General features: G+C 39.4%; 10 protein-coding genes. 7 read left to right on the forward strand and 3 right to left on the reverse strand.

Annotated elements, in window-relative coordinates:
• The first annotated feature begins 62 nt into the window (after positions 1–62).
• From F0527_RS01825 to F0527_RS01855, 7 genes are all read left to right on the forward strand, one after another.
• Positions 63–1,202: a YibE/F family protein gene (locus F0527_RS01825; protein ID WP_150283594.1), complete on the forward strand. Its 1,140-nt coding sequence runs from the start codon at positions 63–65 to the stop codon at positions 1,200–1,202.
• Complete coding sequence (locus F0527_RS01830) at positions 1,199–1,981, forward strand: YibE/F family protein (protein ID WP_150283595.1); 783 nt, start codon at positions 1,199–1,201, stop codon at positions 1,979–1,981. The genes F0527_RS01825 and F0527_RS01830 overlap by 4 nt, the downstream gene beginning before the upstream one ends.
• A 336-nt stretch (positions 1,982–2,317) precedes the next feature.
• Positions 2,318–2,863 (forward strand): glycerol-3-phosphate responsive antiterminator, encoded by a 546-nt coding sequence (locus F0527_RS01835; RefSeq protein ID WP_269465572.1) that lies wholly within the window; start codon positions 2,318–2,320, stop codon positions 2,861–2,863.
• A gap of 187 nt (positions 2,864–3,050) precedes the next feature.
• On the forward strand, positions 3,051–3,881 hold the full coding sequence (locus F0527_RS01840; protein ID WP_066784315.1) for an MIP/aquaporin family protein: 831 nt from the start codon (positions 3,051–3,053) through the stop codon (positions 3,879–3,881).
• 240 nt (positions 3,882–4,121) lie between these two features.
• Positions 4,122–5,612, forward strand: a complete 1,491-nt coding sequence (gene glpK, locus F0527_RS01845; RefSeq protein ID WP_150283596.1) for a glycerol kinase GlpK — start codon at positions 4,122–4,124, stop codon at positions 5,610–5,612.
• A gap of 147 nt (positions 5,613–5,759) precedes the next feature.
• Positions 5,760–7,424 carry a glycerol-3-phosphate dehydrogenase/oxidase gene (locus F0527_RS01850; protein WP_150283597.1) on the forward strand — a complete coding sequence of 555 codons (1,665 nt, stop codon included), beginning with the start codon at positions 5,760–5,762 and terminating at the stop codon, positions 7,422–7,424.
• 265 nt (positions 7,425–7,689) lie between these two features.
• Positions 7,690–11,211, forward strand: coding sequence for a S8 family peptidase (locus F0527_RS01855; RefSeq protein ID WP_223823507.1), 3,522 nt, complete (start codon positions 7,690–7,692; stop codon positions 11,209–11,211).
• 246 nt (positions 11,212–11,457) lie between these two features.
• Here F0527_RS01855 and F0527_RS01860 read toward each other — a convergent pair whose 3' ends face one another.
• Genes F0527_RS01860 through F0527_RS01870 form a run of 3 tightly spaced genes read right to left on the reverse strand, consistent with a single transcriptional unit; the run spans position 11,458 to position 14,292 of the window.
• Positions 11,458–12,090 carry a YcnI family copper-binding membrane protein gene (locus tag F0527_RS01860; RefSeq protein WP_150283599.1) on the reverse strand — a complete coding sequence of 211 codons (633 nt, stop codon included), beginning with the start codon at positions 12,088–12,090 and terminating at the stop codon, positions 11,458–11,460.
• An 18-nt stretch (positions 12,091–12,108) separates the two neighbouring features.
• Positions 12,109–13,665: a copper resistance CopC/CopD family protein gene (locus F0527_RS01865; protein ID WP_150283600.1), complete on the reverse strand. Its 1,557-nt coding sequence runs from the start codon at positions 13,663–13,665 to the stop codon at positions 12,109–12,111.
• A 36-nt stretch (positions 13,666–13,701) separates the two neighbouring features.
• Positions 13,702–14,292, reverse strand: coding sequence for a DeoR family transcriptional regulator (locus F0527_RS01870; RefSeq protein ID WP_190323360.1), 591 nt, complete (start codon positions 14,290–14,292; stop codon positions 13,702–13,704).
• Between the last annotated feature and the right edge of the window lie 329 nt (positions 14,293–14,621).

Raw genomic sequence — 14,621 nt, forward strand, 5'->3', positions numbered from 1 at the left:
CTTTTTCTGTCCTGTCTTCTCGACATTTGAGCAGTGCAACGTGTGAGAGCAGATGTCGTCCTATGCCTAGGAGGTGGATTTCAGTGAAGTGGAAGAAAAACTTGAAGAAGAAACAGGTTTTTATTTTATGCCTGTTGCTTTTTTTATGTTTAGTTTCCATGGTTTTTGTAACGAATAACTATGGTGTATATGACCGACCGATTGCTAAAGTGGTCCATATGGAAGTCACGCATTCAGAAGCTGAGATAGATATGAATGGAAATAAAGATCGCCTGTATACGCAGAAGCTGATTGGTGAATTAAAAAATGGCAATCAAAAAGGAAAGAAAATCGAGTTAACGAATTCATACACGAAATCGAAGGCCTACGATCAAGCCTATAAAACGGGTGATGAGTTATTTATCACTATCGATAAGTCAAAAGGGAAGACCTTGAAAGGCACTATCCAAGATGTAAAACGCGATAAATATATGATGGCAGGTTTTTGGGCGTTTCTCATTGTTTTATATGGGATTGGGAAAAAACAGGGGCTATTCGCTGTCTTTAGCTTAGCTGTCAATATTGCTTTGCTGGCAGGAGCTCTTGAAATATATGTACGAACTGGACAAAATCTATTACTTCTTTCGGGTTTATTGGTAATTCTCTTTACAGTTCTCTCGCTACTGGTTATTAATGGGCCGAACCAAAAAACATATGCAGCCATTTTGACAACGTTGTTAGGGACATTTGCTTCTATTGGCATTACACTCCTTGTCATGCGGATGACTTCAGAAAACGGCCTTCGCTATGAAGAGATGCAGTTTTTGACACGACCCTATAAGACCGTTTTCATTGCAGGACTATTTATTGGAGCGCTTGGCGCCGTCATGGATGTTGCGATTACCATCACTTCTTCTATTTTCGAGTTGTGGGAGAAGAACCACGACATAACGATTCAGGCATTGAAAAAGTCTGGGCTCGAAATTGGCAGAGATATCATGGGTACCATGACGAGCATTTTGTTTTTTGCTTATATTAGCGGTTCTATTCCTATGTTGATTCTCTATTTAAAAAATGCACTTCCGCTAGGATATACGTTGTCCGTCAATCTTTCTTTAGAATTAACACGGGCTTTGGCGGGCGGCATAGGTATTGTGCTGGCGATTCCGATTGGCTTATATATTTCAATTTTTTTCATAAAGAGAAAGAGGGCTAATATATGAATACGATTGTAGTATTGGCAGCAATTCTACTTATTTTAATGGTTCTTGTTGGAGGGGCAAAAGGGGCAAAATCCTTCATCGCGTTATTTTTGAATTTTATCGTCATTCTATTTACTGTTATCTTAATGTTAAATTCGCATAATAATCCGGTGGTTTTGACCTTGATTGCATGTATAGGCGTTAGTGCAATCAATCTCTTTTATATTAATGGCATTAACAGCAAAACAGTGATTGCCTTCGTATCGACACTTATCACAATAAGTATTCTTCTTTTGCTAATTTATCTATTCGCCAAAAAAGCGATGATCCAAGGTTTCAGCGAAGAAGAAGAGGAGGGTATTAGTATATTTTCACTGCATATAGGAATAGATTTTGTGAAAGTAGCTGTATCCTTAATCATTATCAGTACGCTTGGCGCCATTACCGATGTGGCAATCGCCATTTCTTCGCCGATAAGGGAAGTATTTCATCATCATCCGAAAATAAGCCGCCAGGAGCTTTTTAGCTCGGGGATGGTCATTGGCAGAGATATTTTAGGCTCTGATACGAATACACTTTTCTTCGCTTTCATTGGTGGCTACATGGCACTGCTATTATGGTTCCGTGATCTATCATATTCCTTTGGGGAAATCATTAATTCGAAAGTCTTCGGAGCGGAAATGCTGACGATTTTCTGTGGAGGTATTGGCATTGCGCTCATTATTCCGATAGCGGCAGGTCTTAATGCGTGGTATATCACAAAATATGTACAAGGCGAAGAAACAAAACAATTCGAATAGAAAAACTGTAATAAGCCTATCATTTCTAATGGAGATGAAGGCTTTTTCTTTATTGTTGGTGGATGACTAGGTTTCGCGTTTCAGTGCTATGCTTTGAAGGGTAGTATTGTACAAAATGGTTAATTGGCTACAGTTATTTTTGCGGAAGGATTCACATTCAATTAACTGAAAAATTTATTTTTGTCTGTGACGAATTAAAGTCCTAAACACCTACTGTTTTCCATATAATAAATCGAATCATCACTCTCACCTGCCGCCATACAAAAATCTTTAGAAAGAAGGGGAAAAGTTATATAATCAAGAAACACATTGGTGCAGCAGTGGAGGTGATTCTATTTGCAGCAAAAAATATTGCCGGCCATGTCGACGATGAAGGATTTTGAGAAATTTTTAGCTTCGCCCTTTGAGATAGGGGTATTTCTGGAGGTTCACATCTCACAGCTGAAGAATATTCATAAAATGGCTAAAGAACATAATAAAAAAATGTTTTACCATATGGATTTAGTTCATGGACTAAAAAATGATGATTTTGGGACAACGTATGTGTGCCAGGAATATAAACCATATGGTCTGATTTCTACCAAATCAACCGTGATTACCACAGCCAAAAAAAATGGCGTAATCGCCGTGCAGAGAATTTTTTTAATTGACAGCCATGCGCTGGAGAAAAGCTATAAACTCATCGAGAAGATAGAACCCGATTTTATAGAAGTAATGCCTGGAGCCATGCCTCATATGATACGTGAGGTAAAAAACAGGTTGAACATTCCAATCTTTGCAGGTGGGCTAATCCGTACGGTGGAAGACGCAGAAAAAGCGCTTAATGCAGGGGCTTCTGCGATTACCACATCAGAGAAAGAAATATGGAAACGCTTTTCCTAGAAGTTTGAAATGTAAAAATACTTGTTGACAGCGCTTTCTTTTACGATTAATATGTATTGTAAGTTAATAATCGTGAAGGAGATTGGGAGATCACAGGCAGTAGTAGCTCTTTTTGAGAAGCTATCTATGTCTATGGTCTCCCTTTTTCTTTTACACAAATTCATTCAAATAAAGGGGAGCGGTTAGTATGACACCATTTTGGGGTGAAATGTTAGGTACTATGATTTTGGTTGTATTTGGCGCAGGGGTTTGCGCAGGTGCTAATCTAAACAAATCTTTCGCAAAAAATGGAGGATGGGTTGTCATTTCGTTGGCCTGGGGGCTTGCGGTGACAATGGGTGTATTTGCAGTCGGCAGTATAAGCGGCGCGCATTTAAATCCAGCTGTAACCATTGGCTTAGCGATGAACGGTGATTTTCCTTGGGCAGATGTACCAAAGTATATTCTGGGTCAAATGATTGGAGCTATTTTAGGATCAGTGTTAATCTATCTTCATTATCTACCACATTGGAAAGCAACAGATGATCCTGCCGCTAAATTAGGTGTATTTGCTACTGGACCAGCAATACCACATACATTTTCAAATCTTTTAAGCGAAATGATTGGTACATTTATTCTGGTGTTAGGCTTAGACTTTATCGGGGCAAACAAATTCTCAGAAGGGCTAAATCCATTAGCTGTAGGTTCCTTGATTGTCGTAATTGGGATGTCGCTTGGCGGAACTACAGGTTATGCGATCAATCCTGCCCGTGATCTCGGTCCTCGTATTGCTCATGCTATCTTACCAATTGCTGGTAAAGGCGGATCTAACTGGGGATATGCTTGGATTCCGGTTGTTGGGCCAATTCTAGGTGGTTCACTCGGTGCACTTTTCTTTAAAGCAGCATTTAAAGGAGAGCTAACTGGTTTATTCTGGATTGTACTTATCGTGGTTATCGTGTTGCTTGTTCTGTGCTATATCTTTGGCGAGAAAGGGAAAATTGCACACGATCCCAAAACAGCTAAAATAAATGAATAAAAATATATAATGTTATTAGAGTTACTTAAGTCAATTACATCATACAATTTCAATAGACGAACGTTCTTTATCAATATCGTGGAGCAGAAGACGGCGACTCCGGGGGCACGCAAGAACGAAGTGATGAGAAGATATCCTATGGAATGTGCCGTCTGAAGAGGAACGGTTATTGGCAGCAAATCGCTGAAAGTTTTACGGAATTATTTTACCTATTAAAATAAGCATTGAGGGGGACATATCATGGAAAAGTACATTTTATCCTTGGATCAAGGAACTACTAGCTCTCGAGCTATTCTTTTTAATCATAAAGGAGAAATCGTTCATACAGCTCAAAAGGAATTTACACAATACTTCCCGCAACCAGGCTGGGTTGAGCATGACGCAAGTCAAATTTGGGGCTCTATCTTAGCGGTGATTGCATCTTGTTTATCCGAAGCAAACGTTAAACCAGAGCAAATCGCGGGTATCGGCATTACCAATCAACGCGAAACAACCGTTGTCTGGGATAAAGAGACAGGCAAACCGATTTACAATGCGATTGTTTGGCAATCACGCCAAACTAGCGGCATTTGCGAGGAATTAAAAGCTGCAGGACATAATGACCTATTCCGTGAGAAAACAGGTCTTCTGATTGATGCTTATTTCTCTGGCACGAAAGTAAAATGGATTCTTGATAATGTGGAAGGCGCACGTGAAAAAGCAGAAGCTGGAAAACTCTTATTCGGAACCATTGATACTTGGTTGATTTGGAAACTATCTGGCGGCAAAGCGCATGTAACAGATTACACGAATGCATCTCGCACACTTATGTTCAACATCTATGACTTAGAGTGGGATGAAGAGCTTCTTTCTATTCTGGATGTGCCAAAACAAATGCTTCCTGAAGTGCGTCCATCATCTGAAGTATATGCGAATACGGTAGATTACCACTTCTTTGGGCAAGAGATTCCTATTGCTGGTGCTGCAGGCGACCAACAGGCAGCGCTATTCGGTCAGGCATGCTTTGAACCAGGCATGGCGAAAAACACATATGGAACAGGCTGCTTTATGCTCATGAATACAGGTGAAAAACCTGTACCTTCTAAACACGGTCTTTTAACAACCATCGCATGGGGTCTGAATGGTAAAGTGGAATATGCATTAGAGGGAAGTATCTTTGTTGCAGGTTCTGCAATCCAATGGTTACGTGATGGACTGCGGATGTTCAGAGATGCCGCTGACAGTGAAGAATATGCTACAAGTGTAGAATCTACTGATGGCGTTTATGTGGTACCTGCTTTTGTGGGTCTTGGTACTCCATATTGGGATAGCGATGTGCGAGGTGCAGTGTTCGGCCTAACTCGCGGAACATCCAAAGAGCATTTTGTGCGCGCTACACTTGAATCACTTGCTTACCAAACGAAAGATGTTCTTTCATCTATGGAATCAGATTCAGGCATCGAGCTTAAAACATTGCGTGTAGACGGCGGAGCAGTGAAAAATAATTTCTTAATGGAATTCCAAAGTGATATTTTGAATGTGCCTGTAGAACGTCCACGCATTAATGAGACAACAGCTTTAGGCGCTGCATATTTAGCAGGTCTTGCTGTTGGTTTCTGGGACAATGAGGATGAGATCGCACAACAATGGGCGATTGACCGGGCATTCGAGCCTACCATGGAAGAAGAAAGAAGAAATGACCTATACAATGGCTGGAAAAAAGCAATTCATGCAACAATGGCTTTTAAATAGTAACCACTTTTTAATGACAGCACATGTAGAAAATGATATAATAGAACCAAGTTAATAACAGGTTGGAGATTTGGAGAGGCCAAAGAAACATTTATTTATAAATGTTTTCTTTGGCCTCTTTTTATTTTATTCTCAGGAGGGTTTACTGTGGAATTTTCAAATAAAAATCGGCAAGAAATCAAGAAAGCAATGACAGATGTACAACATGATGTCCTCGTAATCGGTGGTGGAATTACAGGTGCCGGGATTGCGTTAGATGCATCAACACGTGGCATGAAAATAGCGCTAGTGGAAATGCAAGATTTTGCGGCAGGCACATCTAGCCGTTCAACTAAGTTAGTACATGGCGGTTTGCGCTATTTAAAACAACTGCAAGTCGGAGTAGTTGCAGAAGTAGGGAAAGAAAGAGCGATTGTTTATGAAAATGGCCCACATGTGACAACACCTGAATGGATGTTGTTGCCATTCCATAAAGGGGGGACATTCGGCAGGTATAGTACCTCTCTAGGTTTGAAAGTCTATGACTTTTTAGCAGGCGTAAAAAGATCTGAACGTAGAAAAATGCTATCAAAAGATGAAACGATCGAACGTGCACCACTTGTAAAAAAAGAAGACCTCATTGGCGGTGGCTACTATGTAGAATACCGGACAGACGATGCACGTTTAACAATGGAAACGATGAAAGAAGCTGTGAAGTTCGGCGCATTGGCATTAAATTATGCACGTGTAGAAGAGCTCTTATATGAAAACGGAAAAATTATCGGTGTAACCGTGCGTGACCTTTTAACAGATGAAACATTTAACGTCATAGCGAAAAAAATTGTCAATGCAGCAGGGCCATGGGTAGATGATATTCGTGAAAAAGACCATTCAAAAAAAGGCAAAGTCCTGCAATTATCGAAAGGTGTTCACCTTGTGTTCGACCAATCAAAATTCCCATTGAAACAAGCTGTATATTTCGACACGCCAGACGGACGTATGGTGTTCGCGATTCCGCGTGAAGGAAAAACGTATGTGGGCACAACAGATACTTTCTATAATAAAGAAAAGGCAACACCACGCATGACAACAGAGGATAGAAACTATATCATCAAAGCGATAAACTATATGTTCCCGACTGTTGGCATCAAAGATGATGATGTCGAATCTAGCTGGGCGGGCGTTCGTCCACTGATTTATCAAGAAGGAAAAAATGCGTCTGAGATATCCCGGAAAGATGAAATTTGGGAATCTCAATCTGGCCTAATCACCATTGCAGGCGGTAAATTGACAGGCTATCGTAAAATGGCTGAAAATGTAGTCGATCTTGTGGCTAAGAAATTTGCTGCAGAAGAAAATCGTCAATTCCCAGGCACAAAAACAAAACATCTTCCATTATCAGGCGGACATGTTGGCGGTTCAAAAGGTTTCCAAACCTTTATGGCCAATCAGCTTAAAAATGGTATCGATGCAGGATTAACTGAAAAAGAATCAAAAGATATAGTACGTAAATATGGTTCAAATGCGGAAATTTTATTTGAAATTGCCCGTACGAAAAAAGAGGAAGCAAAAGATTTTGGCTTGCCTCTTGGCCTATTCTCTATGCTTGTATATGCAATCGAGCACGAAATGTCTGTAACGCCGCTCGACTTTTTCTTAAGACGAACAGGTTTCCTTCTATTCTCAATAGATACTGTGAGACAATCAAAAGAAAGAGTTATTCATTATATGCAAACAGTCTTTGGTTGGTCTGAAGAAGAGAAAGCACGTCTTGAGGAAGAGCTAGAACGCGAATTGAATTTTGCAGTGAATCCAGCAGATTTACAAAAATAATAATCACATTGAAACTATGAAAGTCTCCATCTTTTTAGAAGATGGAGACTTTTTTGTTGGATGGAATACTGTCAAAAATCTATCACACCTTTTCTATTTACATTTTATAAATGGTGTAAATACTAACAAATTGACCTATCTTAGTCAAGATACATCTCAATCTATTGCGTGTCGAATTCTAGCGGAATTTTGGTTACGGAATATATTTCCAAAATTTTGAATAAAAGCTATGATTCATATGACTATGTTTTTAGGAGGGGAAATGTTGAAATCATTTTATCAGAAACTCGCTGTTCTTGGTGTCAGTACTGGCCTTATGGCTTCTACTATCATGCCAACTTGGACAGCGGCAGTAAGCAAGACGTATAGTACTACAAATCTTTCTAAGTTCGAGGCGAAGGGAATCCACTCAGGAGATACCGAAAAGCAAAACCCATTGAGCAAGGATACACTCGTTATTAAATTTGATAAGCCTCTGACAGCAACAGAGCACAAACTTGCAGGTGGTACAGTCGTAAAGCAGTTTTCGAACCTGCACTATGCCATAGTAAAAGTGAAGGACAAGAAAAACCTGTATAAAGTGATTCAAAAATACCAAAAGCTTCAGAAGGTCCAGTCTGTCAGTCCAAGCGTAAACTATCAGACAATGGGAAATGCTGATCCCAAAGCAGCCTCCGAACAATATCATCTGACAATGCTGAATATTGCTAAAGCGCAGCAGCTAGCGGGCAAAAACAAAGTGACAGTGGCAGTCATTGATACAGGCATTGACACAAATCATCCAGATTTAAAAGGTTTATTTTTACCTGGATACAATGCCCTTGATCCGATGCATCAGCCTGCAGCCGATGATCATGGAACACATGTGGCGGGTATTATAGCGGCCAATAAGGATAATGGCATTGGTGGATACGGGATTAATCCAAATGTCAAAATCCTGCCGATTGATGTATTTGAGCGTTGGGGTGCCAGTGACTACAGCATAGCTGAAGGGATTTTACATGCAGTTAAAAAGGGCGCAAAGGTAGTTAATATGAGTCTTGGTGGTCCAATGCCCTCGCCTTTAATCGAAGAAGCGATCAATAAAGCGAATGAAAAAGGCGTGGTCGTCGTGGCGTCTGCGGGCAACTCTGGAGATGATTGGGTGAATTATCCGGCTGGCTATGAAGGCGTCATCAGCGTAGGAGCTGTGGATAGTCGAAAAAAATTAGCGGATTATTCGAGTTACGGAACTTCCGTTGATCTTGTCGCCCCAGGAGATGAAATTTACAGCACTATTTATGAGGCAGAGAAGAAATCAAGCTTTCAAAAAATGAGCGGTACTTCTATGGCTTCGCCAATGGTAGCAGGTGCCGCTGCTTTATTGCTGTCCAAATATCCAAAATTAACGCCGTCACAAGTCGAGTATATTTTAGAGCAAAGCGCGTCAGACTTAGGCCCAGCAGGTTTTGACGAGAAATATGCGAACGGTCTCCTTAATGTTGTAGAAGCGATGAAATTTAACACTAAGAAAGCTCCTACATTTGTAAAGGAAAAGTGGAATCAGCAGGAAATACTTAAAAATGCTCAAAAGGTAGAAAGCAACGATAAGATAAAAATAGATGGTCAGATAACGAAGCCTTTTGAACAAAAGTGGATCCAGTTTAAGGTTGAAGAAGGTGACTCGATTCAGGCTGTGCTAGAAGGTGCTACCCAGTATGATTATAAAATGATGTTCCATTTCTATGGGGATAACAAAAAAGAAACAATGGACGTAAATAGCACCGGAGCTGGCAAGTCGGAAGGAAAGCTTGTAAAGGCGCCATTTTCAGGAACTGTGGCTATTGGCGTGAAAGATGTAAACGGTAGTTATGACAGCACATCAAAAAAACAATCTCATTATTCATTGTCCGTTGAAAAAACGAAGGAACTCCCAAAGGATGATTCATCTGTAGAAAATATGGTAGCTATAGATGCACTCCCATTCGAATCGAAAGAGGGCTATACATTCATCGGTGAGAAAGGCGATAATGATTACTATACTTTCAAAGTTGAGGAGAAACAAGCGGTTAAGATTACGACAACAGGAGTGCCAGGTGTGAATCCAAGCATGAGCTTGTATCAATTGGAACAAATATTATCGCCTGATGAGGAAATAACAGAAGAAGAAAAGACAAAATTGCTTAAGAACACGTTAGAGGGAAAAGATGAAATTGAACCAATTGCTTATGCCAATAATGGTAGTACAAGTGAAGGTGATAAGCTTACTTACTCAGCTGAGCCGGGAACCTATATCCTTAAAGTGTCCAATAAACCAAGCAATTACTTTGGCCTTTTTGACTTCTTTATGGGTATGGAGATTTCAGAATCCAATACATCCGTTGAACAATCGATTATTCCGTATGGATTAAAAATAGAAACGAAAGTGCTCCCAGAGGATGAGGATAACTATCCGAAAATGGAAGATAAAGAATCTACTGAAGAAATAGATGGAACTGAAAGCCTACAAACAGATGCACTTGCTAAACAGCGAGCAGCACTTGCGGAGGCAGAAGAACAAGAGTCAGAAGATCCGCAAACAGAAGATCCTAATGAATATATTCAGGGTATACTTGATAGCGCAAGACCTTACTCTATGATTGGGGAGACATCCGCTTATTTGCAAAACAACATGGATGAGGATTGGTATATCATCAAACCAGAACAAACAGCCATCTTTAAATTTACGTTAGAAAATAAAGATAATGAGATACCAATGATGGATATATATCAGCTTGATGAGGAGAAAAATGAAAAAGGTGAAAAAATATTAAACTTAAATAACCTTGGTGATAACATTGATTGGGGCAGTAGTTTAATCTCAACCAAGAAGAATTTCTATACAGGTTTTAAAAAAGGCAAGACATATTTAGTGAATATCCAATCGAATTACTTTAATGATTCTAATAGTATTTCGTTTGAACCGTACAAGCTAAGCTCTAAGGTAAGGCTCTCCGGAGTAGAGGATCAATATGAAGACAATGATTCATTTGAGAATGTGAAAAATTTACCTGGAGCATCGTTTAAAGGGAATTTTGCAATGCCAAATGATAGGGATATTTTTTATTATCAGGCAAAGAAAACTGAGTTAATCGGTGTGACCATTGATGAGCACACCATTACAGATACCATGAAAGCAACATATGCAAAGGATTTATTAAGCATGTATGCAGGTGTGACAGGTATAATTGAAGACCGAAATAATAATAGAAAAATAGATGAAGAAGAATATAATTATATTCATATCGTTGACAAGGGTATTTGGGGCCACTTATATGGGTCATTTAACGCTAAAAAGGGAAAGAATTATTTCATTATGATGGAACCAATAATGAATGGTAATGTTCCAATGTCTATTGTCCCTTACACATTTACACTTGCTTCAGCACCCACGAAGGATGAAGATGCTGGCTCAGTTGTGAAGAAAAATATCCCGTCTAAGCCACTTAAGCTGAAAGGATCAAAGGTAAAAACTGCCACAGGCTACTTCAATGCAGGTATTTCAAATGGAGATAGCGACTGGTATGAATATAATGTAACAAAGAATACCAAAGGGGTCATTAAGCTATCTGCTGGCCAAGAAATTGATGGTGTCATTTCTGTTTATAAAAATGGAAAACTAATATTTAAGTCAGATTACTATTCTGGCGGCGATGCTGAAATCACCCCATTTAATCTGAAAAAAGGAAAATACCATATCAAGGTGAATGATGTAAATGGTAATGCTAGCATGAAGCCATATAAACTAAGCATCTCAACTAATAAATAAGAATTAAAAAGTCTTCAATCTCTAAGGAGGTTGAAGACTTTTTTAGTAGAAGTATATATTTGATGAATTGTAATTTGTTGAAGTGGAAATAACGAAGACTCCTGCGGGATAGCGAGACAGACGAGACCCCACAGCGTAGCGAGGAGGCTCGGCGCTCGCCCGCGGAAAGCGTAGTTAATTCCACTTCTTCAAAAGTTTAAATTAGTACTTTAAAGTTTTCTGCGGTTTTAATTTCTATTTTTAATATTAGCCTTTTTTACGAAACAGACTAATTAGTGCTAGTAAAAGAGCTACTGCTGATAGTGTAATTGGAAGCCAATTGGAAGAATTGTTTGTGCTTGTTTCAGCTTTTGCTTCCGTTGTTTTGGCTTCGCTTTGAGCATTAGCCTTATTATGTTCTGCTTCTGCATCGCCTTTGTTAATCGTAGTCACAGAAGCCGGCTCATCTGAATCAGGAGCGCCTGTCCATTTTACTACAGAACCATCCTTATAGGTTTGTAACGCATTCCAACTCACTTCTCCTGGTTTGCTTGGATTCGCGCCAATAAAGGCGAATTCCATAAATTCGTTAGCTTTAATTCCAGCTTTTTTAGCTGTCCAAATAACTGAGCTAACTTGTCCATCTTTATCTTTTTTAAGTTCATAACCCCAATCAGATATTGGCATAACAGAGACAAGGCTTACCCCTTTAGGAACCTTTAATTCTACTTTAGTTGTGTTGATATCCTTTTCAACAGGTACGCGCATTGTATACTTCTCATATGCATTTGTTGTTGATTCCTTCGGTTGTACAGAAACATGAGCATCCGCTGTATAAGTAAATCCCATTAAGATTGCTGTAGCCAATATAGGCGTTAACCATTTTTTCTTTGTTTTCATTTTTATCTTCTCCTATTATTAATTATTTGCACTGCTGATTGATACTTGATCAGTCCATTCCGTGGTTTTCCCACCAGGGTAGTTTGCTGTGATACTGTAACTATAGTTGCCGGACATCACAAAAGGAAGTGAGACCTGATAACTTCCAGTATCCATTTCTTTGGCAGGGTAAGGACCGGCCTTCATATCATGATCGGTCATAAAGATTGTAACGCTCACATCCTTTGGCTTTTTCCCTTTTATCGGAGGTATTTCGATTGTCATTGTTTTATTGCCGGCATGCAAATTCTTCATATGAACTTGGACTGTTGACTCCGAAGCTGTCAAAGGTTTATCATACGAAGTTTTTGGCAGGGGGTAAGCTGATTGGCTTAGCCAAACACCAAGTAATATAAGAACAATACCGATCAACCATTCTGTACGAATTAGACGAAAAGTAGAAAATTCCCCGCTTTTCTTCCATTTAAATGTTTGCACAAGTGCCAAGCAAAGCATTAGAAGAGTAAGCACAATTTTGCAAAGAAGCAATGTGCTCCAATTCATCCATCCTTCGAATATTGCTTTCCAACTGGTTTGGAAAAACACCATGGCTATTCCGGAAAGGATGACTAACCCGGAAAACACAAGTACTCGATTGACGAAGAAGGATCTAAATTCTTCCCAATGAACTTTTCCTTTGCGTCTAATTAAAATCATGTACAAAAGTGCGCCTAACCATAGGCTGATGCCTAGTTGGTGTATAATACGCGGAATCAGAGCAGCATACGGATGTGCCAGCCCCCATACATGGCCTCCAAATGCCGGAGTGATGGCCAATGCTAGCCACAAGACAATATACCAGCCTCGCACCATACCAGGAATCAAAAGAAGTAGTATGCAAGCCAATTGTGCAAATAACATCAGCACAAATGGGAAGTGCAGCAATAGATCCCATCTTCCTTTAAACATAGCTTGTACCAAGCCTGGTGGTAGTGAATTTACGTAAGCGACTAATTCAGCTACACTCGCTACCAGTAGAATTGGATAAACCCAGTTCAATTTAGTGATTAACTGACGAAGAGCAGGATACTTGCGTTTCTCCGCCCAAATGCTAAATATGTAGACACCTGCTAGTAAAACAATAGCGCCTTGTGCAATAGTTCGGAAGATAATCAACATTACACCGCTTGATTGATTGCCATCCGCGATCGCATTTGCTCCATTACTGGTTGCTTTGCCAACTGAAAAGTAGTAAGAACCGCTGACAGGATGACCATCCAATGACACAACACTCCATTGAACGGTATAAGTTCCTTCTTTTAACTTAGGAAGTGAAAAAGAAAGATTAGCTGAACGCTCACTGTTACTTTCTGGTTGATGTGTAAAAACAGGCAATGAGTTTCGATCATAAATAGTAACATTCGCTAAGTCTAATTCTACCGGCTCATTAAAGCGCAACAATAATGTGGTTGGTGATTTTTCAGTTACAGCTTTTTCAGCAGGTATCGATTCGATAAGGGCAGAATGTGCATCGGCAGTAAGCATCCCAAAAAGGGGAAGCAACAAGGCTATGGAAGCAACTATAAACAACGCCAATCGGGCAAAATATTTTTTAAAAATAGCAAACTCCCCCTAGCAATCTGAACAGCAATTATTACTGCTGCCATTCATTTTTTGAGAGACTTGTTGCATAGCTTCTTCAAACGAATACACTTTACCACCAAAACCTTTTACAAAGTTCTCCGCATGCTCACGCCATTGAAAGGGAAGTACTTGAGGTTGGCAGCACCCTAAATTCAGAGAAGTGTCCATCACATACCATGCCATAGGTGCACTAATTGTTGTTTGGGTAAGAAAGTCTGGGCAAATAGCTTGCATGGTTTCCTTTGCCAGCTGTTGATGCCGAAGCAGTCCGCAATGTGTACAACAAGCCATTTCAATCTGATTATTATTTAAAATTAATCGATAGGCTAACTTATCATTAATGCTTTTGTGGCATAGTACACAAACATTTGTGTTAGTGCTTTTGGAAGTTTGGTATGATGGAGCAAGACAAATGCCTCCAAACGTTTTTTCTACAAACCCTTCCTGAATCAATAGTTTTACATCACGATGAATGGTCATTTCGGAAACATTCAATAGCTCACTTAACTCTGTAATCTTCAAATGTTTTCTTTCACTGATTAACTCTTTTATGCGCTTTTGTCGTTCAAGCGGCAACATGATATCCCCTCCTGTTATAGTATTGATAATTTATAACAAAAATAAACATTTTATAACATGATAATTGTAAGTGCATTACAAATAAAAATCAACGAGATAGTCTGATTGTTTACTGCTCTATTATTAAAATAGAAACTTTTTGTGACAGGGAAGTTAATATTCGCCCTATTTACAACGGCTAAATTAAATTGTACTCTCATATTCGGCTAATTTACTTTTTAAAATATCCTCTTTTCTAGTGTAGAAACACTAGATATCATCAATGTCATACTGTAAAATAAACTAACAATATAATCGACAGAATATTCGAAAGTTATTAAAGGTCGAAC

Source organism: Rummeliibacillus sp. TYF-LIM-RU47 (assembly GCF_008638315.1).
Classification (GTDB): domain Bacteria; phylum Bacillota; class Bacilli; order Bacillales_A; family Planococcaceae; genus Rummeliibacillus; species Rummeliibacillus stabekisii.

Coding starts and splice junctions, on each gene's coding strand:
- F0527_RS01825 (WP_150283594.1), top strand. CDS start 63: ATGCCTAGGAGGTGGATTTCAGTGAAGTGGAAGAAAAACTTGAAGAAG.
- F0527_RS01830 (WP_150283595.1), top strand. CDS start 1,199: ATGAATACGATTGTAGTATTGGCAGCAATTCTACTTATTTTAATGGTT.
- F0527_RS01840 (WP_066784315.1), top strand. CDS start 3,051: ATGACACCATTTTGGGGTGAAATGTTAGGTACTATGATTTTGGTTGTA.
- glpK (WP_150283596.1), top strand. CDS start 4,122: ATGGAAAAGTACATTTTATCCTTGGATCAAGGAACTACTAGCTCTCGA.
- F0527_RS01860 (WP_150283599.1), bottom strand. CDS start 12,090: ATGAAAACAAAGAAAAAATGGTTAACGCCTATATTGGCTACAGCAATC.
- F0527_RS01870 (WP_190323360.1), bottom strand. CDS start 14,292: ATGTTGCCGCTTGAACGACAAAAGCGCATAAAAGAGTTAATCAGTGAA.